Source organism: Streptomyces sp. NBC_01267 (assembly GCF_036241575.1).
Taxonomy (GTDB): domain Bacteria; phylum Actinomycetota; class Actinomycetes; order Streptomycetales; family Streptomycetaceae; genus Streptomyces.
The window spans coordinates 7,640,756-7,665,297 of sequence record NZ_CP108455.1 but is presented as its reverse complement, the minus strand read 5'-3'; the positions used below and the strand labels follow the sequence as shown (position 1 = coordinate 7,665,297).

The window sequence follows — 24,542 nt, the reverse complement described above, 5'->3', positions numbered from 1 at the left end:
GGTCACCAGGTCAGCGGTGGCTCGTACTGAGCGCTGTCCCGGCGGCGGCCCAGGACCAGGGTGAAGACGGGCACGTGGGCCTCGTCCGCGCCGATCAGGGACCGGACCATGCCCTCGTGGTACCCGTTGGTGACACGTGCGGACAGGCCGGTGGCAGCGGCGAGCACGCTGATCCGCTGGGCGACGATCCCGGCCTCGTGGTGCAGGATCCGGTACCCGCGGTCGCCGAACCAGCGGTCGCCCTCGGCCCGATTCACGCTCAGGAACACGATCGCGTGGGCCTTCGCGGAGTTGACCGCGGGGGTCCGGTCGCAGAGCATCGCCAGCACGGCGCGCCAGTCCCGCCCCGGCAGTGCGGTGAGTGCGGGCGTGGTGTCCAGCCGGTAGAGGCCGGCATCGGCACCGGCGGCGTTGAGTACCAGTACATGGCAGTCCGCCAGGGGGCGGCAGGGCGTCTCGGCGTGGTCGGACGGCACGGGCTCCAGTGCGTGCCTGAGCAGGGAGCCCAGTTGGGGAAGGGGCAGGGCAGCGGAGTCGGGCAGGAACATCCGGCCGCCCGAGTCCCGTGCGCGGATCGCCTCGGCCAGTTCCACCTGGCCGGGTGAGGGTTCCCCGAGAGGGACCGGCGTCGGACCAGGGCCGTCGGGCGGAAGGTGGAACGCGGCCTGGTCCACCGGTGTGTTCCAGCCGGTGCCGGTGAGCCGGGCGGCGCGGTTCAGCGCGGTCAGTCCGGACCATGCGGCCGGGTCCGCCGCGTCGGTACGGAGCTGATGCGGCCGGATGACCGGCTGCGGCTCCTCGGGCTCCGCACGGAGTGGCGCCTGCCCGGTCCCGGCCGGCTGCCAGGGAAACAGGTCGAGCACCGCGAAGGCGGTCTCCTCGTCCCCGTCCAGGCCCAGTGCGCGGTTGACGACAGCATCGTCGAACCGGTGGTGCACCCGCCCGCGCAGGCCCAGCGCCCCCGCCACCAGCAGCATGTTCCCCACGGTCAGGCCGACTTCCTGCGCGCAGAGCCGGTAGGCGTAGTCCCGGTAGCGGAACGCCGTCTTACGGAAGCACACGGCCGCCACCATCAGGGCCAGCGTGCCGTCCCGGCCTGTTCCGGTGGCGGTCCGCAGCTCGTCGGGGACGCCCCCCGTACGCAGCCGGGTCAGCGCGTGGTGTGCCGGGTCGTAGTGGTAGCACCCGGCCGGCCGGTTCCCTGCCGGGCGGGCGAGCCACAGGTACAGCTCCACCGGGTAGAAGCACCGGGCGGATGCCACGGCCCGGTGGTAGGGCCAGGCGGCATGGGGTCCCAGCTCCATCCGTTCCAGACCGTAGCTGTGGTGGAGCAGGGCCGACAGAGCTGTCCCGTCCAGGACTTCGCGGTTCGGACCGTCTTCGGACCGGGTCCGGCGGAACCCCGCGAAGGACCAGCGCGCGTCACCGATCCGTCGGGAGGGCTCGCTCAGGACGTGCCGTGGCAGACCCCGGTAGGTCTTGGTCGGCAGCGGGTCGTCCGGGCCGCCCTCCTCGCCGTGCCCCTCGGCGAACAGTTCCTGAACTCCTTCGAAGGTCCGCCACCAGAACCGGAGACCGACGGAGCCGGCGGCCCCGGACGCCGGTTCACCCATCGGCCAGCACAACGCGCAGTACGCCGGGCAGCACCTCGTGCACCGCCGGATCGTGGTCGAGCGGTACCACGACCGGACACAGCCGGCGGAGCCGCAGGGCGCGCATCATCTGTTGCCGGCCGGGTTCGCCGGGCCGTCGCGCACCGGAGGCCGGGTCCGGCACTCCGTGCAGTCCGGTGACCGGGGCAGGCGCGTAGTCGGGCTGGTCGGCCAGGACCGCCTGCCGGTCCAGGACGGCCCGCTCCAGTCCTTCGGCCACCGCGTCCGGGCCGCAGGTCACCGCGATCGGCCGGCCGTCCTGCCACCAGGCCAGCACCGGCACCCCGAGCGCACCACCGATGTCGGCGACCCGGACGGAGCCCCGGGCCGAACGCAGCAGGCCGAGAAGGCGCGCCGCCCTCCCGGTCAGGGCCGCGCCCGCGAGATCCAGGGCCACCGGGTGCGAACGGCGGGCCCGTACGTCGGCCACGGCCAACCGGGCCAGCTGCTGCCCGATTCCATCGGTCACTGCGTGGTGCCAGCCCAGCCGCGCCGCCAGGCCCGCACCCGTACCGAAGGCCTCGGCCGCCGGTACCGCTCTGGCGCGCCGGGTCGCGAGGTCCCAGCCCCACACGGTGGAGCCGGGGCCGAACCTGCGCGGGTCGGGTGCGCCCGCCGCGTACACCGCGAGACCGCGCAGCGCGGCACGGTGTCGTGCCTCGGCGAAACTCGTTCCCGCGCCGAAGACGCGGCCCCCTCGGGCGGTACGGGTGACGGCCTCGGTGACGTGCAGCGGCAGCTGGGTGAAGTCCTGTTCGTCCAGCTTCCGCATGAGGCCCACGTGCGGGTCGAAGCAGCGGGCGGCCCGAGCGGAGAAGTCCTGCTCGGTGACCGGCTCGGCCGTGCCCAGCCGGTCGATCCGGTCGGTGAACTCCTGCTCGGTCTCCGGCCGGGCCGGCCGGGTGGCCGGGTGCGGCAGGAATCCGTGGACCGATGTCCGCAGGGTCTCCAGGTCGATCCTGGTGAGGTCGGTGCCGTCGGCAGGGGTGACGCCCGTCAGCAGCTGGAACGCGGCGAGCCCGAGATGTCCGGCCACCACCGCGGCGGCCGGACCGGTGAGGAACTCGCCGGGTCCGGCCGGACCGGGCGCCCCCAGGACGTGTCCCAGCCGAAGCCAGGCCGACTCCCAGGCCGGGCCGACGGGACCCAGCCACGCGACATCGTCGAGCACGAGGCCCTGCACCAATGGCGTGTCCGAGTCCCTGCACAGTCGGTCCAGGCGCAGCGCACGGTCCACCCCGGGCTCCGACGAGGCCACGTGCAGCACCAGGTCCACGTGGGCCAGCCCGGCCTCCTCCTCGTCGGACAGCGGTACCTGGACGAGTGTCTGCTCCGGGTCCCGGCACGCGGCCTCGGCTGCCAGCTCGGCCAGCCGGTCCGTGTTCGTCGCGGTCTCGGCCGTCCGGACGGCGCGGAGCCGGCGGACCCCCGAGTGCAGCGCCGAGCAGACCAGCGCGGTGAACGCGGGGCCCGCGCCCACGACGACCACCGCGCTGTTGCGGTAGGACTCGAAGCGCCGGGCGGCCGAGTCGCGGTGGTACTCGACGAAGGCGATCTCCGCCGCGTAGGTGGCCAGTTCCCGTTCGGTGAGACCGTGCGGCCGGTCCTCGGCGGCGTCCCGCACGCAGCCGGCCGCGTGCAGCCGTCGTACCAACGCGTCCACCGCCGCGCGTTTGTCGTCCGGCAGGTTGCGCACGAGGTCGTCGAGTTCGGTCGAGCCGTCGAGGTGCGGAGCGAGCCGGTCGAGCCACTGGTAGGCGGTCCGGCCGCCCAGCGCGACGTCAGCTCCCGCACCGAACACGTGCACTCCGTCGGCGGTCGGCACGTACAGCACGTCGGACTTCAGTTTTGGTCGCATCGCCAGCCTTCGGATCGGTGATCAGCCGAGTATCACGGCCGTGCACCCCACCGTCTTGACGGCTGTACCGCAGGCCGACCGCAGGATTACCTTGGCGGCCCATCGGTACCTCAACTCGCTTGACGTCGCTGCAGATTGATCCTGGCGCCGACGGCGCGACCGGCACGGGTCGCACCGCCCGGACCGTCGCGGCGGAGTTCCCGTCAGGCGTCGGACCCCGGGGCCAGGCGTTCCCTGATGCCGTCGAAGTGCGTGCGCATCGCGGCGGACGCGCGGGGGCCGTCCGCCGCGGCGATCGCGTCGACGATCTCCCGATGGTGGGCAAGGGTCACGGCCGTCTCCTGGTGACTGTCGCCGACTTCGCCGCGCACCTGGTCCATGGCGGCCCAGAAGGCGTCGAGCACCTCACTGAGCAGGTGGTTGCCGAAGGAACGGTAGAGCGCGAGGTGGAAGGCCCGGTCGGTGGAGCGGGCGATCCGCCCGCCCGCCGCCTCGCGTTCCATGACCGCCACGATCCCGCGCAGGTCCATGAGGTCCTCCTGCGGCACCGCCGCCGCCGCGACACTGTCGATCAGGCCCACTTCCAACGCCTCACGTACCCGCATGAGTTCGTACAGGCTCGCTTCCCCGCTGCGGTGACGTACGGCCGCCCGGAACGCGAGACCCTCCACCAGGGGTGCCAGGGACAGCGAGCCGACATAGGTGCCGGACCCGCGACGGATCTCCACGACCTGCAGTGCCTGCAGCGCCTTGAGCGCCTCACGGACCGACACCCGGCTCACACCGAAGAGCTCCGTCAGTTCACTCTCGGCGGGCAGGAGGCCGCCGGGCGACAGCTCACGGTCCAGGATCAGCTGCCGGATCCGGGCCTGGATGTCTTCGGACACCGTACTGCGGACCATTTCGGGGGCTCCTTCCGGGCGCTGGGCGGTGTGTGACCCAAGACGCTCTTGACGATTCGTGCCGGGCCGGGACTATTCTAGCTCCAGACATAGGACATCTGACGTCTCATGTTGTGGATGGTTCCACGCCCTCGCAGTACCAGTTCCACGCCCTCGCAGCACCAGGAGTACCGAAATGCCGCTGACCGCCCCCCTCCGCGGGGTCGTACCGCCCGTCTGTACCCCGCTCGACGCCACCGGGGAGGTCGACACCGCGTCGCTCTCCCGTCTGGTCGAGCACCTGATCGGCGGAGGTGTGCACGGTCTGTTCGCCCTGGGATCGACCAGCGAGGTCGCCTACCTCACCGACACACAGCGCAGGACGGCCCTGGACACCGTGGTCCGCACGGCGGCCGGCCGCGTTCCGGTGCTCGCCGGTGTCATCGACACGACGACGCCGCGCGTGATCGACCACGCCCGCGTCGCCGCCGAGGCCGGCGCGGACGCGATCGTCGCCACCGCGCCCTTCTACACGCGCACCCACCCCAAGGAGATCGCCGGGCACTTCCGGCGCATCCGGTCGAGTGTCGACCTGCCGCTGTTCGCGTACGACCTTCCGGTGTCCGTGCACACCAAGCTCTCCGCATCCCTCGTCCACGCGCTCGCCGAGGACGGCACCCTGGCGGGTCTCAAGGACAGCAGCGGCGACGAGGGCGGCCTGCGCCGCCTCATCGTCGAATTCGGTGGCCGCGACGGGCGCGCCGAAGGACCCGCGCCCCGCTTCAGCATCCTCACCGGCTCCGAACTCACCGTGGACGCCGCGCTGCTGGCCGGTGCGGACGGTGTCGTGCCCGGCATCGGCAACGTCGACCCCGCCGCGTACGTGCGCCTGTACGAGGCCGCCCGCGCGGGTGACTGGGCGCTGGCCGCCAAGGAGCAGGAGCGCCTCGTCGAGCTGTTCGCCCTCGTCGACGCGGGTCCGGACGCGGACATGGGACGCAGTTCCTCGGCGCTCGGGGCGTTCAAGGGCGCTCTGAAGCTGCTCGGCGTCATCGACTGCGGCGACACCGCGTTCCCGCAGATCCAGCTCGACACCCGGTCCCTCGCACTCGTCGACCAGCGGCTGCGCGCCGCCGGGCTGACGCCGGTCCGATGAGTACCCGCCGACTGCCCCTGCCGGGCCCGGTGATCGGGCTCGACCTGGGCGGCACGAAGATCGCCGCGGCGCTGGTGGGCCCGGGTGGCACGGTGCTCGCCCGGCACACCCGGCCGACGCCCGCGACCGAGGGCGCCGAAGCCGTGCTCGACGCCTTGCGTGACGCCGCCCGCACCGTCGACGACGGTGCGACGGCGATCGGGGTCGCGGCGGCCGGTGTCATCGATCCGCGTTCGGGCATGGTCACCAGCGCGACGGACTCGATCCGCGGCTGGGCGGGCACCGCCCTGGGCACCGGCCTGGCGGACCGCACGGGCCTTCCGGTCGCCTGCGACAACGACGTCCGCGCCACCGCCGGACCGGAACTCGCGGCTGTCGACGGTGACCGTGCTTCCCTGCTGTTCGCCGCCATCGGCACCGGGGTCGGCGGAGCGCTCGCCTGTGACGGGCGCATGCTGCACGGAGCGGCGGGTATCGCCGGGCACATCGGGCATCTGCCGAGCCCGGAGGCCGCTGGCCTCGACTGCACCTGCGGCGGCGCGGGGCACCTGGAGGTCATCGCCTCCGGACCCGGCATCACCGCCCTGTACGAGCGTCTCGCGGGCCGCACCGCCGACCGGCTGCAGACCGTCGCCGAGCGGGCCGCACAAGGCGAGGACAGCGCGGTCCGCGCCGTCGTCACCGGCGCGCGGGCCGCGGGCCGCGCCCTCGGCGGGCTCGCCAACGCCTTCGGCCCGGACCGGGTCGTGGTCGGTGGTGGTGTCCCGCAGATCGGCCCGCTGTACTGGGACGCGCTGACGGACGCCTTCACGCACGAACTCATGCCGCCGCTGCGGCGGCTGCGCCCCACCGCACCGCTGTACGGCCACGACGCCGCCGTGATCGGCGCCGCTGTCCTCACCACCACCGTTCCTCTCCACCGACCGGGAGTACCGCAATGAGCACACCGTCCTCAGCACTGGTCCAGGCATTCGAAGGCCGGCTGATCGTGTCCTGCCAGGCCCCGCCCGGCGACCCGATGCGGGAGACCGCCACCCTCGCCCGCCTGGCGGAGGCCGCCGCAGCCGGCGGGGCAGCGGCGATCCGCGCCAATGAGCCCGAGGTCCTGGCCGCCATCCGGAAGTCCGTCGACCTCCCCCTGATCGGGCTGTGGAAGGACGGCGACACCGGCGTGTACATCACACCGACCGTCCGGCACGCCCTGGCCGTCGCCGAGGCGGGTGCCGACGTGGTCGCCGCCGACGCCACCGCTCGGCCGCGCCCCGACGGCAGTACCTTCGCCGAGCTGGTCGTGGCGGTCCACGCGGCGGGCGCACTGGTGATGGCCGACGTCGCGACCCTGGCCGAAGGCATCACCGCCGCCGCCGAGGGCGCCGACATCGTGTCCACCACCCTGTCCGGCTACGTCCCTGGTTCACCCCAGCAGGACGGACCGGACCTCGATCTCGTCGCCGAGCTCGCCGCGGTACTGGACGTGCCGGTGGTGGCCGAGGGCCGCATCCGTACTCCCCAGGAGGCTGCCGAAGCCCTGGCACGCGGCGCCCACAGTGTCGTCGTCGGCACGGCCATCACCGCTCCCACCGCACTGACCAGCAAGTTCGTTGCAGAGCTGGCTCAGCGCTGACGCCGGCCCGCCGGGTTCGTCGGCGACCGGATCGGCACCAGGAAGGCGGGTACGGCATCGACTCCGAACGCGCCCTCAAATACGCCGTCCAGCAAACGCGTTCACGTTGCCGGCCTCGCTGGTCTTCGTGTTCCCGGTGAGCCCGGCGACAGGTACTCCCGCCGACACAGCGCCGTGTCGGCGGGAGTACCTGTCGCGGCTCCGGAACCTGACCGTCGTCGCAGGTCAGGGCCGTACGGCCGAAGGCCGATCTCCATAGGCTTGAGCCATGCGCATCCCGCCCGCCCCTGCCATCGTCGCCACCGATCTGGACGGCACCCTGCTACGCCGCGGTGACACGGTGAGCCCCCGGTCCCGTGCCGCACTCGCAAGGGCCGTCTCGGCCGGAGCCAGACACCTGATCGTCACCGGCCGGCCCGTGCCGGGCGTGCGGGACGTGCTCGCCGGTATCGGTTACCGCGGCCCGGTCGTCTGCGGCCAGGGGACGCAGCTGTACGACTCCGACACGGCCCGGCTGCTGCGTTCGGTGACCCTGGACCGGGAGCTGGCCGACACCGCGCTCGGCAAGATCGAGGCAGAGGTCGGTCCGGTCTTCGCCGCCGTCGACCAGGACGGGACCGACGGCCGGACACTCATCGAGCCGGGCTACCGCATGGCCCACGTGGGACTTCCCGCCGTGCGCGTCGGGCTCCGCGCCGAGCTGTGGGCAGCGCCGGTCATCAAGGTCCTGGTGCGCCATCCGGAGCTCTCGGACGACGAACTGACCGCCGCCGCCCGTGCGGCGACCGGGGATCTGGCCACCGTCACGATGGCGGGTCCGGGCACGGTGGAGCTGGCGCCGCACGGGGTGGACAAGGGCACCGGGCTCGCGCTGGCCGCCGACGTGTGGGGGCTGGACCCGATGCACACGATCGCGTTCGGCGACATGCCCAACGATCTGCCCATGTTCCAGCGTTCCGGACACGGGGTGGCCATGGCCAACGCCCACCCCGAGCTCAGGGCGGCTGCGGACGAGGTGACGCTGTCGAACGAGGAGGACGGCATAGCGGTGGTGCTGGAGCGGCTGTTCGCCTGAGCGGGAGCACGCGTTCCGGGCGCTCCCCCTGCGCAGCGGTCATTCCCGCTGGACAGGCATGGGCCGGGGGGCGCGCACCGGCTCGCCCGTGTCCTGCGGACCCGGCTCACCCCACCGTGCGTCGCGGGCCGCGGCGAGTGCGGTGCGGTAGGCGGCGTAGCCGTCCTCGTACACCGCACGTGAGCCCCGGCGCGGCTGCACGGCGCGGAACGCCTGGGGCGCCGTCCCGGCCGGTTCGCCGAGGAACCGGCGAGCCACCCGGACCGCGCCCAGCGCGCCCACCTCGTTCTCGACCGGTACCCGGATCTCGCGCCCCAGCACATCGGCGAAGAGCTGCACCCACGGGCCCGAGCGGGTGCCGCCCCCGCAGGCGGCGAGAGTCCCGGTGAGACCGGCGGCCTCCAGACAGTGGCGGGCGGCATAGCCGATGGCCTCGCACATGGCGCGTACCGCGTCGGCGCGGGTGTGCGCCAGGGTGAGCCCGTCGAGGCGACCGGTGGCGCGCGGGTCCACGAAGGGCGCGCGCTCCCCCGCGTCGGAGAGGAACGGCAGTGAGGTGACCCCGTTCGCGCCCGGCGGGCTGTCGGCGAGCAGACGGTCGAGGTCGGCCATGGCCGATCCGGTGAGGGCGAGCACCCACTCCAGGGCGGCCGTGCCGACCATGGCGGGCATGGAACGCAGCCAGCGGCCCGGATCCGGGGTGCACAGCCACATGCCGGCCGGCTCGGCGGAGCGGTCGGGACGGACCTGGTCGGTGAGGACCTGGCAGGCGAGGGTGGTGCCGACGATCAGCAGCCCGTCCCCGACGTCGCGCACGCCGCTGCCGATGGCGCAGGCAGGAAGGTCGTACGGGCCTGCGGTGAGCGGAGTTCCGGCGGGGAGGCCCAGCAGGTCGGCGCCGTGCGCGTCCAGGGTGAGGACGGTTCCCGGCTCGGCCGGAGCGGGCAGCAGACGGGCCTGGTCCTCGATGCCGCAGGCGGCCAGCGCCTCGTGGGAGTAGGTGCGGGTCACCGGGTCGAGGAAGGGCAGGGTGGCGTCGGAGGCGTCCACGCTGATCCGGCCGGTGAGGCGCTGGGCCACGGCGTCCACGCAGTAACCCGCGGTGGCCGCGCGCCGCAGGGTCTGCGGCTCGTGTTCCTGGAGGTGCGCGAGGAGCGGGGCGTGGCAGCCGGGAAACATGCCGGAGCCTGTCCTTCCGTACACCTGCTGGACGGTGCCGTCCGCCAGCCACCGCGCGACACGGTCGGAGGCGCGCCCGTCCATCCAGGAGATCGCCGGGCGGACCGCGCGGCCGTCGGCGTCGCGCAGCCACAACCCGTCGCCCTGACCGGTGAGGGCGAGCGCGGTCGGCGGCTCGGGCAGCGCGGCGGCGGTCTCCCGCACGACTTCGGCGACCGTACGGACCACGTCGTCGAGGTCCTGTTCGACGCGGCTGCCGGACAGCCGGTGCAGGTGGCTGCGGCGGTCCGCCGAGCCGAGCGGGGCCCCCGAACTGTCGAAGGCGACGGCTTTGGTGACGGAGGTGCCGATGTCGACGCCGATGATCACGCTCATGGCCGTGGGACCTCCTGGACCTCGGGGTTGGCGGGGTGGGCGAGCTTCTCGCCGCGTACGAAGCGGCCCGCCTCGGACGCGGTGATGGCGGCGGCCCGGTGCGCGGTCTGCCGGGTGGCACCGGCCAGATGCGGCGCGGCGACGACGTTCGGAGCATGGTGCAACGGCCAGTCGGCGGGCGGCGGTTCGATGTCGTACACGTCGAGGGCGAGGGCGCCGAGGCGACCGCTCCTCAGCAGTCCGGGCAGCGGGGCGTAGTCGAGGAGGCCGCCCCGGGCGGTGTTGACCAGTACCGCTCCCGGGGGGAGCAGTGCCAGTTTCCCGGCGTCGATGAGCAGGCGGGTCTCCGGGGTGAGCCGGGCGTGCAGGCTCACCACGCTGCTGCGGCGCAGGAGTTCGTCGAGCGCGACCGGTTCGACGCCGTCGGCGCGGGCGGCCGTGGGGTCGGTGTAGGGGTCCGCGACCAGGACGTGGGCGCCGAAGGCGCGCAGGACACGGGCGACGATGCGGCCGACCGCCCCGTATCCGACCAGTCCGACGGTCGCGCCGTCGAGTTCGATGCCGCCCTCGTCATAGGCGTAGAAGTCGCCGCGCCACCTTCCGCGTTTGAGTTCGGCGTCGGCGGTGGTGATGCGCCGCATGGCGGTGAGCATCAGTCCGACGGCGAACTCGGCGGCGGCCGGGGCGTTGCGGCCCGGGGCGAACGACACGGCGACGCCGTACCGGGTGGCGGCTGCGAGGTCGACGTTGACCGGGCCCCCGCGGGAGACGGCGACCATGCGCAGGTCCGGGCTGGCCGCGAACACCTTCTCCGTGAAGGGAGCCATCTGGGTCACGCAGATCTCGGCGCCGGCCAGCGCCTCGATGATGTCGTCCTCCGTACCGCTGGCCTCGTGGACGTCGCCGACCGGGCCGAAGGGCTCGTGCGGCCAGGGCAGGGTGAGTTCGGTGATCTCATGAGCGGCGCCGAGTTCCCCGATCAGGGCGGCGCGGAGGAGGTCGGGGCGGACGAAGTGGTCACCGGCGGCAAGGATGCGCATGGAGCAGGGCCCTTCTTCGGGTCACGGCGTCGCTGTGATCGGTGCTGCCGCAGCATCACCATCATTGGCGCTGTTAGATCTAACAGCATTATGTTGAGGAATCAATGCGGTGACACGGTCGCCGGTCGGCGCGGACCGGCTGTGAGGGAGAACGTCCGATGGAGTCCCGGCTGTTGCTCGTACGGCACGGCGAGACCCGGTGGCATGCGGAGAACCGGTACGCCGGGGTCTCCGACGTACCCCTGACCGCGAAGGGCCTGCGACAGGCGGAGGAGCTGGGGAACTGGGCGCGGCAGCGCGGCGTCGACGTGGTGGCGTGCTCGCCGGTGAGCCGTGCCCTGCTCACCGCGCGGCCCGCCGCACGGGCGCTCGGCGGCGAACCGGAGGTCGTCGAGGCGCTGCGCGAGGTGGACTTCGGCTGGGGGGAGGGCCGCACCGTCGCGGAGATGGCGGCCGAGGACCCCGAAGCCGTACGGCGTTTCCGCGAGGACGCCGAGACGGGCGCCTTCCCGGGCTCCGAGCTGCCGTCCGCCGCCGCTGCCCGCGCCACGGCGGCGCTGCGCGGGTTGGCCGCGGAACACCCGGGAGGCACGGTGCTCGTGGTGGCGCACAACACACTGCTGCGCATGGCCCTGTGCGCGATGCTCGGCATCCCGGTGGGCCGTTACCGGCTGGTGTTCCCGCGGTTGGACAACGCGGCCGTGACGGAGATCGGGGTACGGGGCGCCCGCACCGCTCTTCGTTCGCTCAACGTCCCCACCTGGGCGCCCTCCCCCGGGGGTACGCGAGACTTGGACGCATGACGACGACCGGCGCGGAAGCCCGCAGGCAGATCATCACCGAGCATGTCCTCGAACACGGGACGGCGAGCGGGGCCGACCTCGCCGAGCTGACCGGGGTGAGCCTGATGACCGTCCACCGCGACCTGGACGAGCTGGCCAGGCGCGGGGTGCTGCGCCGCTTCCGAGGCGGGGTCTCCGCGCTGCCGTCCACCGTCTTCGAGTCCAACCTCGAATACCGGCTCGGCGTCAACACCGCCGAGAAGGAGGCCATCGCCGAAGCGGCGGCCGAGCTGATCGAGCCGGGCATATCAGTGATGCTGGACGACTCCACGACGGCGCTCGCACTGGCCCGGCTGCTGGTGGACCAGGGGCCACTGACCGTGGTGACCAACGCGCGACGGGTCATCGACCTGTTCGTGGGCCGGGACGACATCCGGCTCATCTCGCTGGGCGGGGAGTACTCGCAGCCCCACGACTCCTTTCTCGGCGTCCCCTGCCTGGAGGCCATCGAGGCCCTGTCGGTGGACATGGTGCTGGTCTCGACCTCCGCGATGGACGCCCGGATGACGTACCACCAGGAGCAGGACGTGGTCCTGGTGAAGCGGGCGATGCTGGCCTCCGGCACCCGCAAGGTGCTGCTGATGGACCGTACGAAGCTGGCCAGGACGGCGCTGCACCGGCTCGGCCCCGTCCGGGATTTCGATCACCTGGTGGTGGACGACCAGGTGGACGGCGAACTGCTCGCCGCGCTCAAGGAACACACGGACGTCCGGGTCGCGGCCACCGGCTGACAACGAGGCATCCTAAAGTCTTGCGTGTTAATTTCACAGAGGTCATGATGCGTTCTCGTTGCGGCGTAGGTCCGCAGGCCCATGGCACCTCACTGTGGAGGCACGAGCATGAGCAGCACCGCCGCGCGCACCGCGAGCACGGGAACGGTCTGGAACCGCGTCGGCATCCCCCGGCCGCTGCTGTTCGGCTTCATCGGTGTGCTGATCTTCATGATCGGAGACGGCGTCGAGTCCGGCTTCATCGCCCCGTTCATCGAGGGCCACGGGGCCGGCAGTGAGGTGCGGGCCAGCTATGTGATCACGGCGTACGGCGTCGCTGTCATGCTCGCCTCCTGGCTGTCGGGCGCACTGTCCGAACTCTGGGGCCCACGGCGGGTGATGCAGCTCGGGCTCACCGTGTGGATCGTCTTCGACGTCCTCTTCCTCTCGCTCGGCGCCGCCCAGCACAACTTCGCGCTGATGCTGGTCTTCTACGGCCTGCGCGGCTTCGGCTACCCGCTCTTCGCCTTCTCCTTCCTGGTGTGGATCACCGCCACCGCCCCGGTGGCCAGGCTCGGCGCGGCCGTCGGGTGGTTCTACTTCGCCTTCACCGGGGGCCTGCCCACCCTCGGCTCGCTCACGGCGTCCGTCACCAACCCGCTCCTCGGAAAGTTCGGCACGCTCTGGATCGCGCTCGCGGTGATCGCGATCGGCGGGGCCTTCTGTCTGCTCGGCGTGCGCGAACGCACCGGGTACGCACGGCTCGCACCGCCCGGGGTCAAGCCGGTCCAGTCCCTGGCCCGCAGCCTCTCCATCGCCTGGACGAACCCCAGGGTCGCCGTGGGCTGCGTCGTACGCATCATCAACACCGCCCCGCAGTTCGGCCTCTGGGTGATCCTCCCGGCGTTCTTCACCGACGAGATGGGCTTCACCGACGGCGACTGGCTGCGGTTGTTGTCGATCATGTTCGCCACCAACATCTTCTTCAACCTGCTCTTCGGTCTGGTCAGTGACCGGATCGGATGGCGAACCACCATCAGGTGGTTCGGCGCCGTCGGCTGTGCGCTGAGCGTCCTCGCCCTGTACTTCGTGCCCAAGTTGCTGACCGGCAACTACTGGATCGCGGTCGGCGTCGGCATGGTCTACGGTGCGACCCTTGCCGGGTTCGTTCCGATCTCCGCGCTGATGCCGTCGCTGGCGCCCGGGAACAAGGGCGGTGCGATGGCGCTGCTCAATCTCGGTGCGGGCGGCGCGGCCTTCGTGGGTCCCGCCATCGTCTCGGTCTTCCTCGGCCCGCTGGGCCGGGACGGCGTCGTACTGATCTTCGCCGGGCTGTACGTCGTCGCTGCCGGGCTCACGCTCTTCCTGAAGCTGCCCAAGGAGTCGGAGGAGGCCATCGCGCAGGGCAAGACCCTGCACGAGACGACCGAACCGCTCGCCGCCCCCGCCACCTGAACGCCGCCCGTCCGGGCATCCGTGCACGAAAGGACCCACCCCGCACATGAGCTCCACGGCCGACGCCCCGCGTGCTCCCGTCCCCGTCGTGGCCGGTATCGATGTGGCCACCGCCGCGGTGAGGGTGCTGTGTGCCGACGCCCGCGGACGGGTCGTCGCCGAGGGCCGGGCGGCGCTCCCCCAGCCGGTACGCGGCGCGGGCGGCAGCAGTGAGCAGGATGCCCGCAGCTGGTGGCCCGCCACGGCCGCAGCCCTGCGGGAGGCCACGGCGAAGCTGCCGGGCGGCGGCCGGGAGGTGATCGCGGTCGCCGTCTCCGCCACCTCCGGAACGCTGGTGCCGACAGGCCCGGACGGCGAACCGGTGGGCCCGGCCCTGATGTACGACGACCGGCGCGCCGCCGCTGTCAACGCGCGGGCACAAGAACTGGGCGAGCCCCGCTGGCGGGCGCTGGGACTGTCCGTCGGTCCGACAGCCGCCCTGGGGAGGCTCGTCCAGTGCGTCGAGCGGGCCCTTCCCGGGCAACTCGTCCTGCACACACCTGAGTTGATCGGCCGCAGACTGACCGGCCACCCGGTCGCCGTCGATTGGAGCCACGCGCTGAAGAGCGGCTACGACCCGCGCGCCGGCGAGTGGGCCACCGAGGTCCTGGACGCCCTCGGCGTGCCTTCCGACCTGCTCCCCGCGGTGCAGGCCCCGGCCACCCCGGCCGGTTCGGTCTCGGTTTCCGCCGCGGCGGAGACGGGGCTGCCTGCGGGCTGCCAGGTCCGGCTCGGCATGACGGACGGATGCGCGGGCCAGATCGCGACCGGCGCCGTGGAGCCGGGCCGTTTCGTGGGCGTGCTCGGGACGACGTACGTCCTCAAGGGGGTCACCCGGGAGCTGGTCACCGATCCGGCGGGGGCCCTCTACAGCCATCGCCACCCGGACGGTTACTGGCTGCCCGGCGGCGCGTCCAACACCGGTGGCGAGGCGCTGGCCGCGGTGGATCCGGCCCGGCTTCCAGGACTGGACGCCGCGGCGGACGCCCGTGGTCCCGCTTCGTGCCTGAGCTACCCGCTGCGCCGCGAGGGCGAGCGGTTCCCTTTCGTCTCCGGCGACGCGCGCGGCTTCTCCACCGGTACGCCGCTGGACGAGGCGGACGAGCACCGGGCAGCGCTGGAGGGCGTCGCCTTCCTGGAGCGCCTCGCACTGGAGCGCGTACAGGAACTGGGTGTCGAGGTGCGGGGTCCGCTGTACACGGCGGGCGGCGGCAGTCGCAGTGCCCTGTGGACCCGTGTCCGCGCCACGGTTCTCGGCCGGCCGCTGTGCGTGGCCGAGCGGGCCGAGACCGCGTTCGGCGCAGCGCTGCTGGCCGCCGCCGGCACACTGCACCCGGACCTCTCGGCGAGCGCGGCGGCCATGGCAGGAACGGGAATCCTGGTCGATCCGGTGGAGCGGGAGCAGGCCGCACTGGAGGAGTCGTACCAGGGTTTCGTCACGGAACTGAGCACGCGTGGCTGGCTGAACACCGGCTGAAACGGCTCCGTTCCCGGGCGTCGCACGAGGGCGGGAATTCAATCAGCCCGCTCAGGAATTCAGCCGAACCGTTAGCCCGCCATTCGGCACGGCAGGACACCTCGCTCTGTTCATTGCCGGGATAATCGGTGCACGGACGCACGGTCCCGCCGTACACGTACGCGTCGATGTGACCGATCCTGCCGAAGCCGCCATGAACAGAGCCGGAGAGCCACATGTTCCCTCAGGAGAAAGACGCTTTCAGCGATACCGCTGGGGCGCCGGTGGAGGAGTCGGAAAAGACGACGCGTGAACACTGGAAGTGCTCCGCCCTCGCCGGTATGGCGGCATACATGGACGCGGGTTCGATCGTCGCGTTAGGTGCGGGACTCGTCCTGTTCCAGTCGTACCTGCACCTGAGCGACAGCGCGGTGGGACTTCTTGCCGCGTTGGGACCGAATGCCATCGGCTGCGCGATCGGCGCGTTCATCGGCGGTCGACTGGGTGACAAGCTGGGTCGCAAGCGCATTTTCAAGTACGACCTGCTGGTGTATGCGGCGGGAATCCTGTGCATCGCCCTGGCCGTCAATTCGCCCATGCTTTTCGGAGGCACTTTCGTCGTCGGCCTCGCCGTGGGAGCCGACGTGCCGACCTCGCTGGCCCTGGTCGGCGAATTCGCGCCGGCCACGGCACGCGGCAAACTCCTCGGCTTCACCCAGGTGGCGTGGTGCCTGGGCCCGGTGATCGTTCTGCTGCTCGCCCTGGTCCTGACCCCGCTGGGCCTGCTCGGCATCCGGATCGTGTTCCTGCAGTTGTTCGTCGTGTCACTGGTGACCTGGGCCCTGCGAAGGGGATTGTCCGAATCAGTGCGCTGGCAATCGGCTGCCGCCTCCCCGGCCCTGGTCAAGCGCTCCCTCGGCGCACTGTTCCGGGGCGCCAATCGCAGAGCTCTGATCTGGACGGGGACGATCTACCTCTTCTGGGGGCTGGCCGCCGCGACCAACGGAATCTTCACCCCTTACATGATCAAGACACTTCATGCCGGAAGTCAGTCCGCCGGTGTGGGCCTCTCCTGTGCGGGATTCGCGGTGACCATCGGCTCGGCGTTCTTTTTCATGAGATACGCCGACCGAAGCCATCTGACCAGGAAATGGATGTGGGGCGTGGGCGGGGCGATGCAGGTGATCGCCTACCTGATCTATCTGGTCCTTCCCTTCACCATCCCGGTGATCATCCTCAATATTCTGCTCTTCTCCGTGGGTGGGACCTTCGCAGGAGAGCCGCTCTACAAAATCTTCAGCCAGGAACTGTTCCCGACGATGCTGCGGGGCACCGCGCAGGGCCTCACCTTCGGCCTCTCGCGCACGTTCGTCGGTATCTGGAGCCTCTTCGTCCCCACTCTCGCGAGCACCGGAATCCGGCCCGTAGCCGGATTGCTGACCGTTTTCCTGCTGGTCAGCGCCGTTGTCGGATTCGCCTTCATGCCCGATACGGCGGGCAAGCCGCTGGAGGAGATCCAAGCGGAGCGCGCCTTCGCCTGAGTACTCAGCCCCTGGCCGACGGCGCCCGGACCGGCGCCGCACCTTCGTGGTGCCGACCGTGCTGGTCCGTTCCGGTGGCGGGCACACCGCCCGATGCGGTGACAGGCCCGGGAAGCCGACCGCGTAGGAGGCGTGCGAACATTTCACATGCCTCCTACGCGCCCCGCTCGCCGTAACAGCGCTCTCCGCCGCACCGCCTTGTCCGGCGCAACTCTCTTGGCCTGCACGCTCGTTCTGTCGGCCTGTGATTCCGGGACCGGAGCGGGCAGTTCCAAGGACACCGGTCGGGTGACCGACGCCGACGGCATCGTCTCCGTCCGGAAGAGCGACCGCACGTCCGCACCCGAGCTCTCGGGCAAGGACCTCCGGGGCAGTGCGCTCGATGTGCGTGCCGCCTACCGCGGGAAGGTCGTGGTGGTGAATTTCTGGGGTTCGTGGTGTCCGCCCTGTCGCGAGGAAGCCAAGAACCTGGTGAGGGTATCCGGGCAACTGGCGCCCAGAGGCGTGGAGTTCGTCGGGATCAATACCCGTGACAGGCCAGGACCCGCCAGGGCCTTCGAGAAGGACCACGGCGTTCCGTACCGGAGCCTGGACGACCCGACCGGCAAGCTGCTCCTCCGCTTCCCTCCGGGCACCCTGAATCCGCAGACCCTCCCCTCCACCGTGGTCCTCGACCGGAACGGGAAGATCGCCGCGCGGAGGGCGGGTGCCATCAGCGAGGCGCAGCTGCACAAGATGATCGATCCGGTGATCGCGGAGAAGTAGTTCCGCGCGCGTGGGCCCCTCGACAGCCGGGCCGGCGCGAGGTCCGCACGGCCGGTGCGAGGTCCGTACGGCTGCAGGGTGCGCCGTATCGCCGACCTCACGTTCCGTAGCGAGTCCGTCCCCCACCATCGGGTTCCGGGCCGGGAGCCCCTCGGCGGCACGGATCCGGCCCGTACTCCCCTCTCTGTACAGGGGAGACCGGATCCTGAGAGGCACCCGCTCGCCCAGGGCCCTGGCGGCAACGGCCCGCCCCTCCACCGGCAGAGCGGCCGAACTGTGACGGCCGTCTCGCCCAACTGCGGTCCCCCCAGCCGGATTCCCCCACCCGCGCACCCGTATTTCCGTGTGACCCACACAACTTCGGAACGCCTTCGAGGCGCCCTGCCCGGTGACGCCAGACACAGGACCTAGGTCACGTACGAAGGCGGATAGTCGACCCTCTCCCCGGGCACACACGGAAAAAACGGCCACAATTTCGGGCATTTCACACGATCTCACGATGAGGGGTAGTACAAGGGGGCATTGCCTCCACTGATGGGGCGCGCTAACCATGGATCTCGGCAAGCACCGAGAACGAGCCAGCGACCAACGCCAACCGGCGAACGCGGCCAAGCCACTCGGTCCCGCCAGATACGCGCCGCCGAAGGCCACCCCCCGTTGCCCCCGTATGGAAGAGGCCCGCATGCCCCGCTTCACCCTGCCCCGCGTCACCCTGCCCCGCACCACCCGCAAGCACAAGATCGCCACCGCTGTCCTCGTCGCGGCAGGCGCCAGCACCGCTGTGGTGGCCACCGTCGTGCCGAGCAGCGCGCAGCCCCCGGCGTCGCACGCTTCCGCAGCGGTCAAGCCGGTCTCCACCAACGGTCTCCCGGCGAAGAGCACGACCAAGGACGCGGCCAAGGACACCAAGGCGGACGCGAAGAAGACGGACACGGCGAAGCAGGCTGCGAAGAGCAAGCCCTCCACTTCCGCCGCCGACCACGCCAAGGCCGCCGCTGCCGCGAAGAAGAAGCACGTCGCGAAGGAAGCCGCCAACCGCTCCACGGTGCGCAAGGCCCCCGTGGTCTACAAGAACAACCTCGACGGCTGGATCAAGCAGTCGCTCGCCATCATGAAGGCCAAGGGCATTCCCGGTACCTACGAGGGTCTGCACCGCAACATCATGCGTGAGTCGAGCGGCAACCCGAACGCCGTCAACAACTGGGACATCAACGCCCGGAACGGCATCCCCTCCAAGGGACTCCTCCAGGTGATCCAGCCCACGTTCGACAGGTACCACGTCAAGGGCACGGCCAACAAGCTGACCGACCCCGTCGCGAACCTGACCGCTGCGGCCAACTACGCGGCCCACCGCTACGGCTCGATCGACAACGTCAACTCCGCCTACTGAGACGGGTGAAGAGAGCCACGCCACTCGACGCGTCGGCACTTCACCGCCCCGGCAGCGCGGCTCGTCGGCCGGACCGACGAGCCGCCGGCACCACGGGCGACTTCGCTTCGCCCGGCCCCGGTCAACCGCACCCGTAAGAACCGGCTCACCCGGCCCGTCCGCCGGCTGACGCCCGCGGCCCCCGGCCCGCCCGCCAACGGGGGCCCGCCCCGCACACCCGAATTCCTGCTCAAGCGAACGGCCCGGCCACGCGCCGGGCTTTCCGCTGTCCCGGCCCGGCCTGCTCGGCACCGGACCGCTGCGGCGGTACGAGCGCCGAAAGGAACGAGGTCCGGCGACGGAGCCGGAACCCCAGCGATTCGTACAACCGGATCGCGTCGGTGTTGGCCGCCGACGCATGCAGGAACGGTGTCTCGTCCCGCTCCCTGATCTCATGGGCGACAGCCCGTACGAGCCTGCTGCCCAGTCCTTGTCCGCGCACGGCCTCATCGGTGCAGACGCCGCTGATCTCACTCCAGCCCGGCGGGTGCAGCCGCTCCCCGGCCATGGCGACGAGAACACCTTCGCGCCGGACACCCAGATACGTTCCGAGCTCGACCGTACGCGGCAGAAACGGTCCCGGCCGGGTGCGGGCCACCAGTTCGAGCATCTCCGGCACATCGTCGGCGCCGAGCCGTACGGCTTCCGGGTCGGGCGCCGCCTCCACCCCGTCGTCGACGAGCTGGACGCCCTCGGCGTGGAAGGTGCGCTCCCAGCTGTCCGGTGGCGGCCGGCGGAACGCGGTGAGGGTGACAGCCCCACCGGGCCCGGCGAGCGCGGCGGCATCGGCCCAGTCCGACGCGTCCGGGGTGTCGGGCAGCGCGAACCAGGGCGACACCCCGGCCGGGTAGCGCAGTACGCGGCCCCTGCGCTCGGCGAACCGGGCGTGCGGGCCGGTCAGCGAGGCACGGACCGGATTGTCCAGCGGATGGGTCGCGTGAGCGGCCTGGTCCGGGATGGTCATCCGGCCACCTCGATCACGATCTTGCCCCGGGTGTGCCCGCCCTCCACGGCCCGCAACGCTTCGGCGGCCTCGGCCAGCGGGAAGGTCCGCGTGACATACGTGCGCAGGACGCCGCTGACGGCGAGGCCCGCCACTTCGTCGAGGACTGCGGCGTTACGGGCCCGTTCGACGGCAGCCCCGCCGAGTTCCACGGCCAGCGGCTTACCTCCGGCGCTGATCAGCCGCGTACGGTCGGTGACCAGCCCGGCCACGGCCCGCAGCGCGTCACCGCCGACCAGGTCGAAGACCGCGTCGACGCCGTTCGGGGCTACCGCCCGTACCCGCTCGGTGACGCCGGGTCCGGAGGTGATGTGCACCGCGCCGAGCGATTCGACGAAGTTCTTCTTGTCCGCGCTCGCGGTGCCGACGACGCGTACACCGAGATGGCGGGCGATCTGGACGGCGGCCACGCCGACCCCGCCACCCGCGCCGTTGACCAGCAGGGTCGAGCCGGGCGCGGGACCGAGCTGGCGCACGCCGTCGTAGGCGGTCGCTGCCGCGACCGGCAGCACAGCGGCGTCGGTGAACGACAGAGCGTCCGGCTTGTGCGCGGTGACGGCGACGGGCATCAGCGTGTACTCGGCGTAACCGCCGGTCAGCGGGTTACCGAAGACGGCCTGACCGGGTTCGAACCCTTCGACGCCCGGACCGGTCCGCTCCACGATTCCGGCGGCCTCGCTGCCGAAGACGACGGGAAACGTCGGTGGCTCGCTGCCGGGCCTGCGGTATCCGGTCCGCAGTTTCCAGTCGACCGGGTTCACCCCGGCCGCCCGGACGGCGACGAGCAGTTCACCGGGTCCGGGGACCGGTACCTCCTGCTCGACGAAGGCCTCTGCTTCCGGCCCGCCACTGCGGGTGAATACGTATGCCCTGGGCATGAGCTCCCTCACTCCGGTTCAGCACATCGGCCCCCTGCGCGGCCTCCGTCGGATCAGCAGCGAAAAGCCGGTTCCCCCTGCACGTATTCCCGGGGGCCGGAACGTTCACCGGGCCGCAACAAGTGGCGCCGCCGGATTCTCGTCGCGTCCGTACCGTCTACAGGCCCTGCTCCGGCGCGCCCTTGAGGACCTGCCGGAGCTCTTCGGTCTGCTGCTCCACGAGTTCCGGACGGCCGTGGTGGGCCGCCGGAGTGTTCTGGAACAGCGCCACCGACCAGGTTCCGTCCCGGAATTCGGCGACCAGGGTCTGTACGGCGTTCACCGCGGGCTCCAGATCCGTCTGCCCGGGTGGCACCATCCCGACGATCGCGTGGAGCACGACCGCGTCCCTGCCCAGCGGCCGTACGTCCCGCACCTTCGACACGAAGGTGGCCGTCGGATGGTTGGCGAAGATCGGCGTCAGGTGGTCCTCGACCTCCGAGCCGCGTACCTGGCTGCCGTCGAAGCCGACCAGGAGCCCGTCAGGGACGAACAGTGCCGCGAAGCCCCGCGCGTCCCGGCGGTTCCAGGCGCCCAGCACTTCCTCGTAGCGGCGGCGCGCCGCGTCCTGCGCGGAACCGCGCTCAGGTGTCCCGTCCATAACGGCATCCTGGCACAGAGGCCTGCTCGCGGCCTTCCGGTCGCGAGCAGGCCTCCTCGGAATGCTGGACGGGCTACTTCTTGAAGCCGTAGTCCATCAGCTTCTTCACGTCCGCGGTACGGGTCGTCTCCGAGGTGGAGGCGAGCACCGTGCCGATGACCGTCTTGCTGCCCCGGGTGGCGGCGAAGACCAGGCAGTACTTGGCCTCCGGGCCGGACCCGGTCTTGACCCCGATGGTCCCCGAGTAACTGCTGAGCAGTTTGTTGGTGTTGGTCCACGACATGTAGCGGTAGCCGCCACTCTTCGTCGTGACCTTCTGCTTCGTGGACTTCGTCTTCACGACCGTGCGGAACGTGGAGTACTTCATCGCGTTGCTGGCGAGCTTCGTCAGGTCGCGCGGCGTCGAGTAGTTCGAGCCGCCCCCTATGCCGTCGAACGAATCGAAGTGGGTGTTCTTCAATCCGAGGCTCTTGGCGGTGGAGTTCATCTGGCCGATGAACGACTTGACGCGTGCGGCGCGCGTGGAACCGCTGCCGTACTTGTCGGCCAGCGCGTACGCCGCGTCACAGCCGGACGGAAGCATCAGACCGTACAGCAGCTGCCGGACGGTGACCTTGTCGCCCACGATCAGGTGGGCGGACGAGGCGTTCTTCGACACGATGTAGTCGCTGTACGCCTTCTGGATCGTGACCTTCGAATCCAGATTGAGGTTCTTCTTGGCCAGCACCACCCGGATCGTCATGATCTTCGTGGTGGAGCCGGTGGAACGACGGGTGTCCGCGGCCTTGGTGAAGAGGGTCTTCCCCGAGCCGTTGTTCATCACGAAGCCGCCCTTGGCGACGATCGTGGGCGTCTTGGGCGTGGCCGCCTGCGCCGAGGCGCCGAACGCCCCAGCTGCTGTCACCGCACCAGCGGTGACAGCGACGACCGAAACGCGACGCATGCCCTTAATGCCAATTTTCAAGGTGGATGCTCCAAATGCCGCTACAGCGCGGCCCCATGGGAGGGCCGCTCGCACATGAGACGAACGAAAGGGCCCAATGGATGTGGGCTCCGGGAAGATTTCTCAGATTTCCGGACGCACCCACTTCGGACGGCTCCGCGGGTGGACGTGGCGCGCGGGCCCCGACGGCCCGCTCACACTCGCGCACGCCCCCCGACCACACCCGGTACACCCACCGGCCAGCCCATTCGCTTTTAATAATGCCCAGCATTAGAATTGCCGCATGGCGAGAACATCAGGGCCCGAGACCCGGGAGAAACTGATCCGCGCGGCCGAGGAGATCTTCGCGGCGCAGGGCGTCGACGGCGCTCAACTGCGCGACATCATCCGGCTGGCCGGGCAGAGCAACCCGTCAGCCGTGCAGTACCACTTCGGTTCGCGCAACGGCCTGCTGAACGCCGTGATGGCCGGGCGCCAGCAGCGTACGGAGCAGGTGCTGCGCACTCTGATCGGCGAGGACGATCACGACCTGCGCGGGCTGCTCACCGCACTCGTCACCGCCGAGGCGAGCGAGCTGCGTACCGAGCGCGGGCAGCGGTGCCTCCAGATCTCGGCGCAGCTCAGCCATGAGAGCGGGGTCCGCAGCCGCACCCCGCACCCCACCCTTGAGGGGACCGTCTACTGGCTGCTCATCGGACGGCTCGACGAGTGCCTGGACACCCTGCCCGAACCGGTCCGGCTGGAACGGCTGGACCTGGCGCTGACCCTGGTCGGCGCGGCGATGGCGGACCGCGCCCGCCAGTACCTCACCGGCGCGACGCCCCTCACCGGCGAGCCGCTCTTCGCCGCCGACCTGGTGGCGATGACAGCCGCCCTGCTGACGGCGCCCGTACCGGACGAATCCCCCGCACCTGAAGAACGAAGGAAAGAATCATGAACGACCTCACCGACAAGACCGTCATCATCACCGGCGGCGCACGCGGCCTGGGCGCAGAAGCCGCACGGCAGGCGGTCGCGGCCGGCGCCAACGTGGTGATCACGGACGTCCTGGACGAGGAGGGCAACGCGACCGCCGCCGAACTCGGCGCGCGCGCCCGCTTCCTGCGGCACGACGTCACGTCCGAGGAGGACTGGGCCCGGGTCACCGCGTTCGCGACCGCCGAGTTCGGCGGGATCCACGGGCTCGTCAACAATGCCGGTATCTCGACCGGCCAGCTCCTGGAGGCCGAGTCCGTCGAGCACTTCCGCAAGGTTCTCGACATCAACCTCACCGGCGTCTTCATCGGTATGAAGTCCGTCATCCCCGCGATGAAGGAGAACGGCAGCGGTTCCATCGTCAACATCTCCTCGGCCGCGGGCCTGATGGGTCTGGCGCTGACCGCCGGTTACGGCGCGTCCAAGTGGGGCGTGCGCGGCCTGACCAAGATCGGCGCCGTGGAGCTGGGTACCGCGCGGATCCGTGTCAACTCGGTCCACCCCGGCATGACGTACACGCCGATGACCGCCTCGGTCGGCATCCAGCAGGGCGAGGGGAACTACCCGAACACCCCCATGGGCCGGGTCGGCGAGCCGCACGAGATCGCGGGCGCCGTGGTGTTCCTGCTCTCCGACGCCGCGTCGTACGTCACCGGGGCCGAGCTCGCCGTCGACGGCGGCTGGACCACCGGACCGACGGTGAAGTACGTCATGGGTCAGTGAGGTGACGACGGCACGGGTGCTGGTTCCGACGGCCGAGCGTCAGCCACTCCCCCGCCGGGCAGCTCTCCCGGCTCCGCACCCGTGCCGTTCCGCTGCGCCCGGTACGCGGGCACTCGTACACGCTCCGCCGCTCCGGCCGGGGCGCATGTTCCACTCTGTTCCGTGTGGATACCAACTAAGAACTGATGTCGCCACATAACGCCAACACGTGGCGCTTCTTGAACACTTGACATTCACTATCAGCCAATTCTGGCCGTTCCTCGCCGCGGGTATCGGCCTTCGATCGCGACGGGTCCAAGATGT

At 71.0% G+C, this 24,542-nt stretch carries 22 protein-coding genes; 13 read left to right on the top strand and 9 right to left on the bottom strand.

Annotated elements, in window-relative coordinates:
* Positions 1 to 2: 2 nt before the first annotated feature.
* The 3 genes from OG709_RS34100 to OG709_RS34090 all read right to left on the bottom strand — a co-directional run bounded on the left by OG709_RS34100 (position 3) and on the right by OG709_RS34090 (position 4,412).
* On the bottom strand, positions 3 to 1,613 hold the full coding sequence (locus tag OG709_RS34100) for a SagB family peptide dehydrogenase (protein WP_329168910.1): 1,611 nt from the start codon (positions 1,611 to 1,613) through the stop codon (positions 3 to 5).
* Positions 1,606 to 3,510 (bottom strand): hypothetical protein, encoded by a 1,905-nt coding sequence (locus OG709_RS34095; RefSeq protein ID WP_329168908.1) that lies wholly within the window; start codon positions 3,508 to 3,510, stop codon positions 1,606 to 1,608. Before OG709_RS34095 ends, OG709_RS34100 begins: the two co-directional genes overlap by 8 nt.
* Before the next feature lie 203 nt (positions 3,511 to 3,713).
* Positions 3,714 to 4,412 (bottom strand): FadR/GntR family transcriptional regulator, encoded by a 699-nt coding sequence (locus tag OG709_RS34090; RefSeq protein WP_250301493.1) that lies wholly within the window; start codon positions 4,410 to 4,412, stop codon positions 3,714 to 3,716.
* A 175-nt stretch (positions 4,413 to 4,587) separates the two neighbouring features.
* On the opposite strand from OG709_RS34090, the gene OG709_RS34085 reads away from it, so the two are divergent.
* From OG709_RS34085 to OG709_RS34070, 4 genes are all read left to right on the top strand, one after another.
* Positions 4,588 to 5,547, top strand: a complete 960-nt coding sequence (locus OG709_RS34085) for a dihydrodipicolinate synthase family protein (protein ID WP_250301494.1) — start codon at positions 4,588 to 4,590, stop codon at positions 5,545 to 5,547.
* On the top strand, positions 5,544 to 6,488 hold the full coding sequence (locus tag OG709_RS34080; protein WP_266645376.1) for an ROK family protein: 945 nt from the start codon (positions 5,544 to 5,546) through the stop codon (positions 6,486 to 6,488). Before OG709_RS34085 ends, OG709_RS34080 begins: the two co-directional genes overlap by 4 nt.
* The gene (locus OG709_RS34075; RefSeq protein WP_250301496.1) at positions 6,485 to 7,171 is read left to right on the top strand and encodes an N-acetylmannosamine-6-phosphate 2-epimerase; all 687 of its coding nucleotides are present in this window, start codon (positions 6,485 to 6,487) and stop codon (positions 7,169 to 7,171) included. The genes OG709_RS34080 and OG709_RS34075 overlap by 4 nt, the downstream gene beginning before the upstream one ends.
* Positions 7,172 to 7,439: 268 nt before the next feature.
* Positions 7,440 to 8,246, top strand: coding sequence for an HAD family hydrolase (locus OG709_RS34070; RefSeq protein WP_329168906.1), 807 nt, complete (start codon positions 7,440 to 7,442; stop codon positions 8,244 to 8,246).
* 39 nt (positions 8,247 to 8,285) lie between these two features.
* On the opposite strand, the gene OG709_RS34065 is transcribed toward OG709_RS34070, so the two are convergent.
* Together OG709_RS34065 and OG709_RS34060 are read right to left on the bottom strand one after the other, a co-directional pair.
* Positions 8,286 to 9,800 carry an FGGY-family carbohydrate kinase gene (locus OG709_RS34065; protein WP_250301498.1) on the bottom strand — a complete coding sequence of 505 codons (1,515 nt, stop codon included), beginning with the start codon at positions 9,798 to 9,800 and terminating at the stop codon, positions 8,286 to 8,288.
* Positions 9,797 to 10,840 carry a 2-hydroxyacid dehydrogenase gene (locus tag OG709_RS34060; RefSeq protein ID WP_266645383.1) on the bottom strand — a complete coding sequence of 348 codons (1,044 nt, stop codon included), beginning with the start codon at positions 10,838 to 10,840 and terminating at the stop codon, positions 9,797 to 9,799. The genes OG709_RS34065 and OG709_RS34060 overlap by 4 nt, the downstream gene beginning before the upstream one ends.
* Before the next feature lie 158 nt (positions 10,841 to 10,998).
* Here OG709_RS34060 and OG709_RS34055 point away from each other — a divergent pair, with 158 nt between their 5' ends.
* The 7 genes from OG709_RS34055 to OG709_RS34025 all read left to right on the top strand — a co-directional run bounded on the left by OG709_RS34055 (position 10,999) and on the right by OG709_RS34025 (position 19,038).
* Positions 10,999 to 11,643, top strand: coding sequence for a histidine phosphatase family protein (locus OG709_RS34055; RefSeq protein ID WP_250301500.1), 645 nt, complete (start codon positions 10,999 to 11,001; stop codon positions 11,641 to 11,643).
* The gene (locus tag OG709_RS34050) at positions 11,640 to 12,413 is read left to right on the top strand and encodes a DeoR/GlpR family DNA-binding transcription regulator (protein WP_250301501.1); all 774 of its coding nucleotides are present in this window, start codon (positions 11,640 to 11,642) and stop codon (positions 12,411 to 12,413) included. Before OG709_RS34055 ends, OG709_RS34050 begins: the two co-directional genes overlap by 4 nt.
* A gap of 108 nt (positions 12,414 to 12,521) precedes the next feature.
* Positions 12,522 to 13,847, top strand: a complete 1,326-nt coding sequence (locus tag OG709_RS34045; protein WP_250301502.1) for an MFS transporter — start codon at positions 12,522 to 12,524, stop codon at positions 13,845 to 13,847.
* Positions 13,848 to 13,893: 46 nt separating this feature from the next.
* The gene (locus OG709_RS34040; RefSeq protein ID WP_326693492.1) at positions 13,894 to 15,363 is read left to right on the top strand and encodes an FGGY-family carbohydrate kinase; all 1,470 of its coding nucleotides are present in this window, start codon (positions 13,894 to 13,896) and stop codon (positions 15,361 to 15,363) included.
* Between the two features lie 215 nt (positions 15,364 to 15,578).
* The gene (locus OG709_RS34035; RefSeq protein WP_266645389.1) at positions 15,579 to 16,883 is read left to right on the top strand and encodes an MFS transporter; all 1,305 of its coding nucleotides are present in this window, start codon (positions 15,579 to 15,581) and stop codon (positions 16,881 to 16,883) included.
* A 288-nt stretch (positions 16,884 to 17,171) separates the two neighbouring features.
* A complete protein-coding gene (locus OG709_RS34030) occupies positions 17,172 to 17,648 on the top strand; it encodes a TlpA family protein disulfide reductase (RefSeq protein WP_266645391.1) in 477 nt (158 codons plus the stop codon).
* Between the two features lie 682 nt (positions 17,649 to 18,330).
* Complete coding sequence (locus tag OG709_RS34025; RefSeq protein ID WP_250301506.1) at positions 18,331 to 19,038, top strand: transglycosylase SLT domain-containing protein; 708 nt, start codon at positions 18,331 to 18,333, stop codon at positions 19,036 to 19,038.
* Between the two features lie 229 nt (positions 19,039 to 19,267).
* Here the strand turns inward: OG709_RS34025 and OG709_RS34020 are convergent, their stop codons facing one another.
* The 4 genes from OG709_RS34020 to OG709_RS34005 all read right to left on the bottom strand — a co-directional run bounded on the left by OG709_RS34020 (position 19,268) and on the right by OG709_RS34005 (position 22,541).
* Positions 19,268 to 20,041, bottom strand: coding sequence for a GNAT family N-acetyltransferase (locus tag OG709_RS34020; RefSeq protein ID WP_250301507.1), 774 nt, complete (start codon positions 20,039 to 20,041; stop codon positions 19,268 to 19,270).
* Positions 20,038 to 20,958 carry an NADP-dependent oxidoreductase gene (locus OG709_RS34015; protein ID WP_266645392.1) on the bottom strand — a complete coding sequence of 307 codons (921 nt, stop codon included), beginning with the start codon at positions 20,956 to 20,958 and terminating at the stop codon, positions 20,038 to 20,040. Before OG709_RS34015 ends, OG709_RS34020 begins: the two co-directional genes overlap by 4 nt.
* Before the next feature lie 157 nt (positions 20,959 to 21,115).
* On the bottom strand, positions 21,116 to 21,598 hold the full coding sequence (locus OG709_RS34010) for an SgcJ/EcaC family oxidoreductase (protein ID WP_250301509.1): 483 nt from the start codon (positions 21,596 to 21,598) through the stop codon (positions 21,116 to 21,118).
* Between the two features lie 73 nt (positions 21,599 to 21,671).
* Positions 21,672 to 22,541, bottom strand: a complete 870-nt coding sequence (locus OG709_RS34005; protein WP_250301510.1) for a D-alanyl-D-alanine carboxypeptidase family protein — start codon at positions 22,539 to 22,541, stop codon at positions 21,672 to 21,674.
* Positions 22,542 to 22,824: 283 nt separating this feature from the next.
* Here OG709_RS34005 and OG709_RS34000 point away from each other — a divergent pair, with 283 nt between their 5' ends.
* On the top strand, positions 22,825 to 23,478 hold the full coding sequence (locus OG709_RS34000; RefSeq protein WP_250301511.1) for a TetR family transcriptional regulator: 654 nt from the start codon (positions 22,825 to 22,827) through the stop codon (positions 23,476 to 23,478).
* Complete coding sequence (locus tag OG709_RS33995; protein WP_250301512.1) at positions 23,475 to 24,239, top strand: glucose 1-dehydrogenase; 765 nt, start codon at positions 23,475 to 23,477, stop codon at positions 24,237 to 24,239. Before OG709_RS34000 ends, OG709_RS33995 begins: the two co-directional genes overlap by 4 nt.
* The last annotated feature ends 303 nt before the right edge of the window (positions 24,240 to 24,542 follow it).

What these genes read in the sequence shown, in the direction of transcription:
- OG709_RS34085 (WP_250301494.1), top strand. Translation starts at nt 4,588, where the DNA reads ATGCCGCTGACCGCCCCCCTCCGCGGGGTCGTACCGCCCGTCTGTACC.
- OG709_RS34000 (WP_250301511.1), top strand. Translation starts at nt 22,825, where the DNA reads ATGGCGAGAACATCAGGGCCCGAGACCCGGGAGAAACTGATCCGCGCG.
- OG709_RS34080 (WP_266645376.1), top strand. Translation starts at nt 5,544, where the DNA reads ATGAGTACCCGCCGACTGCCCCTGCCGGGCCCGGTGATCGGGCTCGAC.
- OG709_RS34045 (WP_250301502.1), top strand. Translation starts at nt 12,522, where the DNA reads ATGAGCAGCACCGCCGCGCGCACCGCGAGCACGGGAACGGTCTGGAAC.
- OG709_RS34100 (WP_329168910.1), bottom strand. Translation starts at nt 1,613, where the DNA reads ATGGGTGAACCGGCGTCCGGGGCCGCCGGCTCCGTCGGTCTCCGGTTC.
- OG709_RS34010 (WP_250301509.1), bottom strand. Translation starts at nt 21,598, where the DNA reads ATGGACGGGACACCTGAGCGCGGTTCCGCGCAGGACGCGGCGCGCCGC.
- OG709_RS34015 (WP_266645392.1), bottom strand. Translation starts at nt 20,958, where the DNA reads ATGCCCAGGGCATACGTATTCACCCGCAGTGGCGGGCCGGAAGCAGAG.
- OG709_RS34040 (WP_326693492.1), top strand. Translation starts at nt 13,894, where the DNA reads ATGAGCTCCACGGCCGACGCCCCGCGTGCTCCCGTCCCCGTCGTGGCC.
- OG709_RS34070 (WP_329168906.1), top strand. Translation starts at nt 7,440, where the DNA reads ATGCGCATCCCGCCCGCCCCTGCCATCGTCGCCACCGATCTGGACGGC.
- OG709_RS34035 (WP_266645389.1), top strand. Translation starts at nt 15,579, where the DNA reads ATGTTCCCTCAGGAGAAAGACGCTTTCAGCGATACCGCTGGGGCGCCG.
- OG709_RS34095 (WP_329168908.1), bottom strand. Translation starts at nt 3,510, where the DNA reads ATGCGACCAAAACTGAAGTCCGACGTGCTGTACGTGCCGACCGCCGAC.
- OG709_RS34065 (WP_250301498.1), bottom strand. Translation starts at nt 9,800, where the DNA reads ATGAGCGTGATCATCGGCGTCGACATCGGCACCTCCGTCACCAAAGCC.
- OG709_RS34025 (WP_250301506.1), top strand. Translation starts at nt 18,331, where the DNA reads ATGCCCCGCTTCACCCTGCCCCGCGTCACCCTGCCCCGCACCACCCGC.
- OG709_RS34020 (WP_250301507.1), bottom strand. Translation starts at nt 20,041, where the DNA reads ATGACCATCCCGGACCAGGCCGCTCACGCGACCCATCCGCTGGACAAT.
- OG709_RS34050 (WP_250301501.1), top strand. Translation starts at nt 11,640, where the DNA reads ATGACGACGACCGGCGCGGAAGCCCGCAGGCAGATCATCACCGAGCAT.
- OG709_RS33995 (WP_250301512.1), top strand. Translation starts at nt 23,475, where the DNA reads ATGAACGACCTCACCGACAAGACCGTCATCATCACCGGCGGCGCACGC.
- OG709_RS34060 (WP_266645383.1), bottom strand. Translation starts at nt 10,840, where the DNA reads ATGCGCATCCTTGCCGCCGGTGACCACTTCGTCCGCCCCGACCTCCTC.
- OG709_RS34055 (WP_250301500.1), top strand. Translation starts at nt 10,999, where the DNA reads ATGGAGTCCCGGCTGTTGCTCGTACGGCACGGCGAGACCCGGTGGCAT.
- OG709_RS34075 (WP_250301496.1), top strand. Translation starts at nt 6,485, where the DNA reads ATGAGCACACCGTCCTCAGCACTGGTCCAGGCATTCGAAGGCCGGCTG.
- OG709_RS34090 (WP_250301493.1), bottom strand. Translation starts at nt 4,412, where the DNA reads ATGGTCCGCAGTACGGTGTCCGAAGACATCCAGGCCCGGATCCGGCAG.
- OG709_RS34005 (WP_250301510.1), bottom strand. Translation starts at nt 22,541, where the DNA reads ATGCGTCGCGTTTCGGTCGTCGCTGTCACCGCTGGTGCGGTGACAGCA.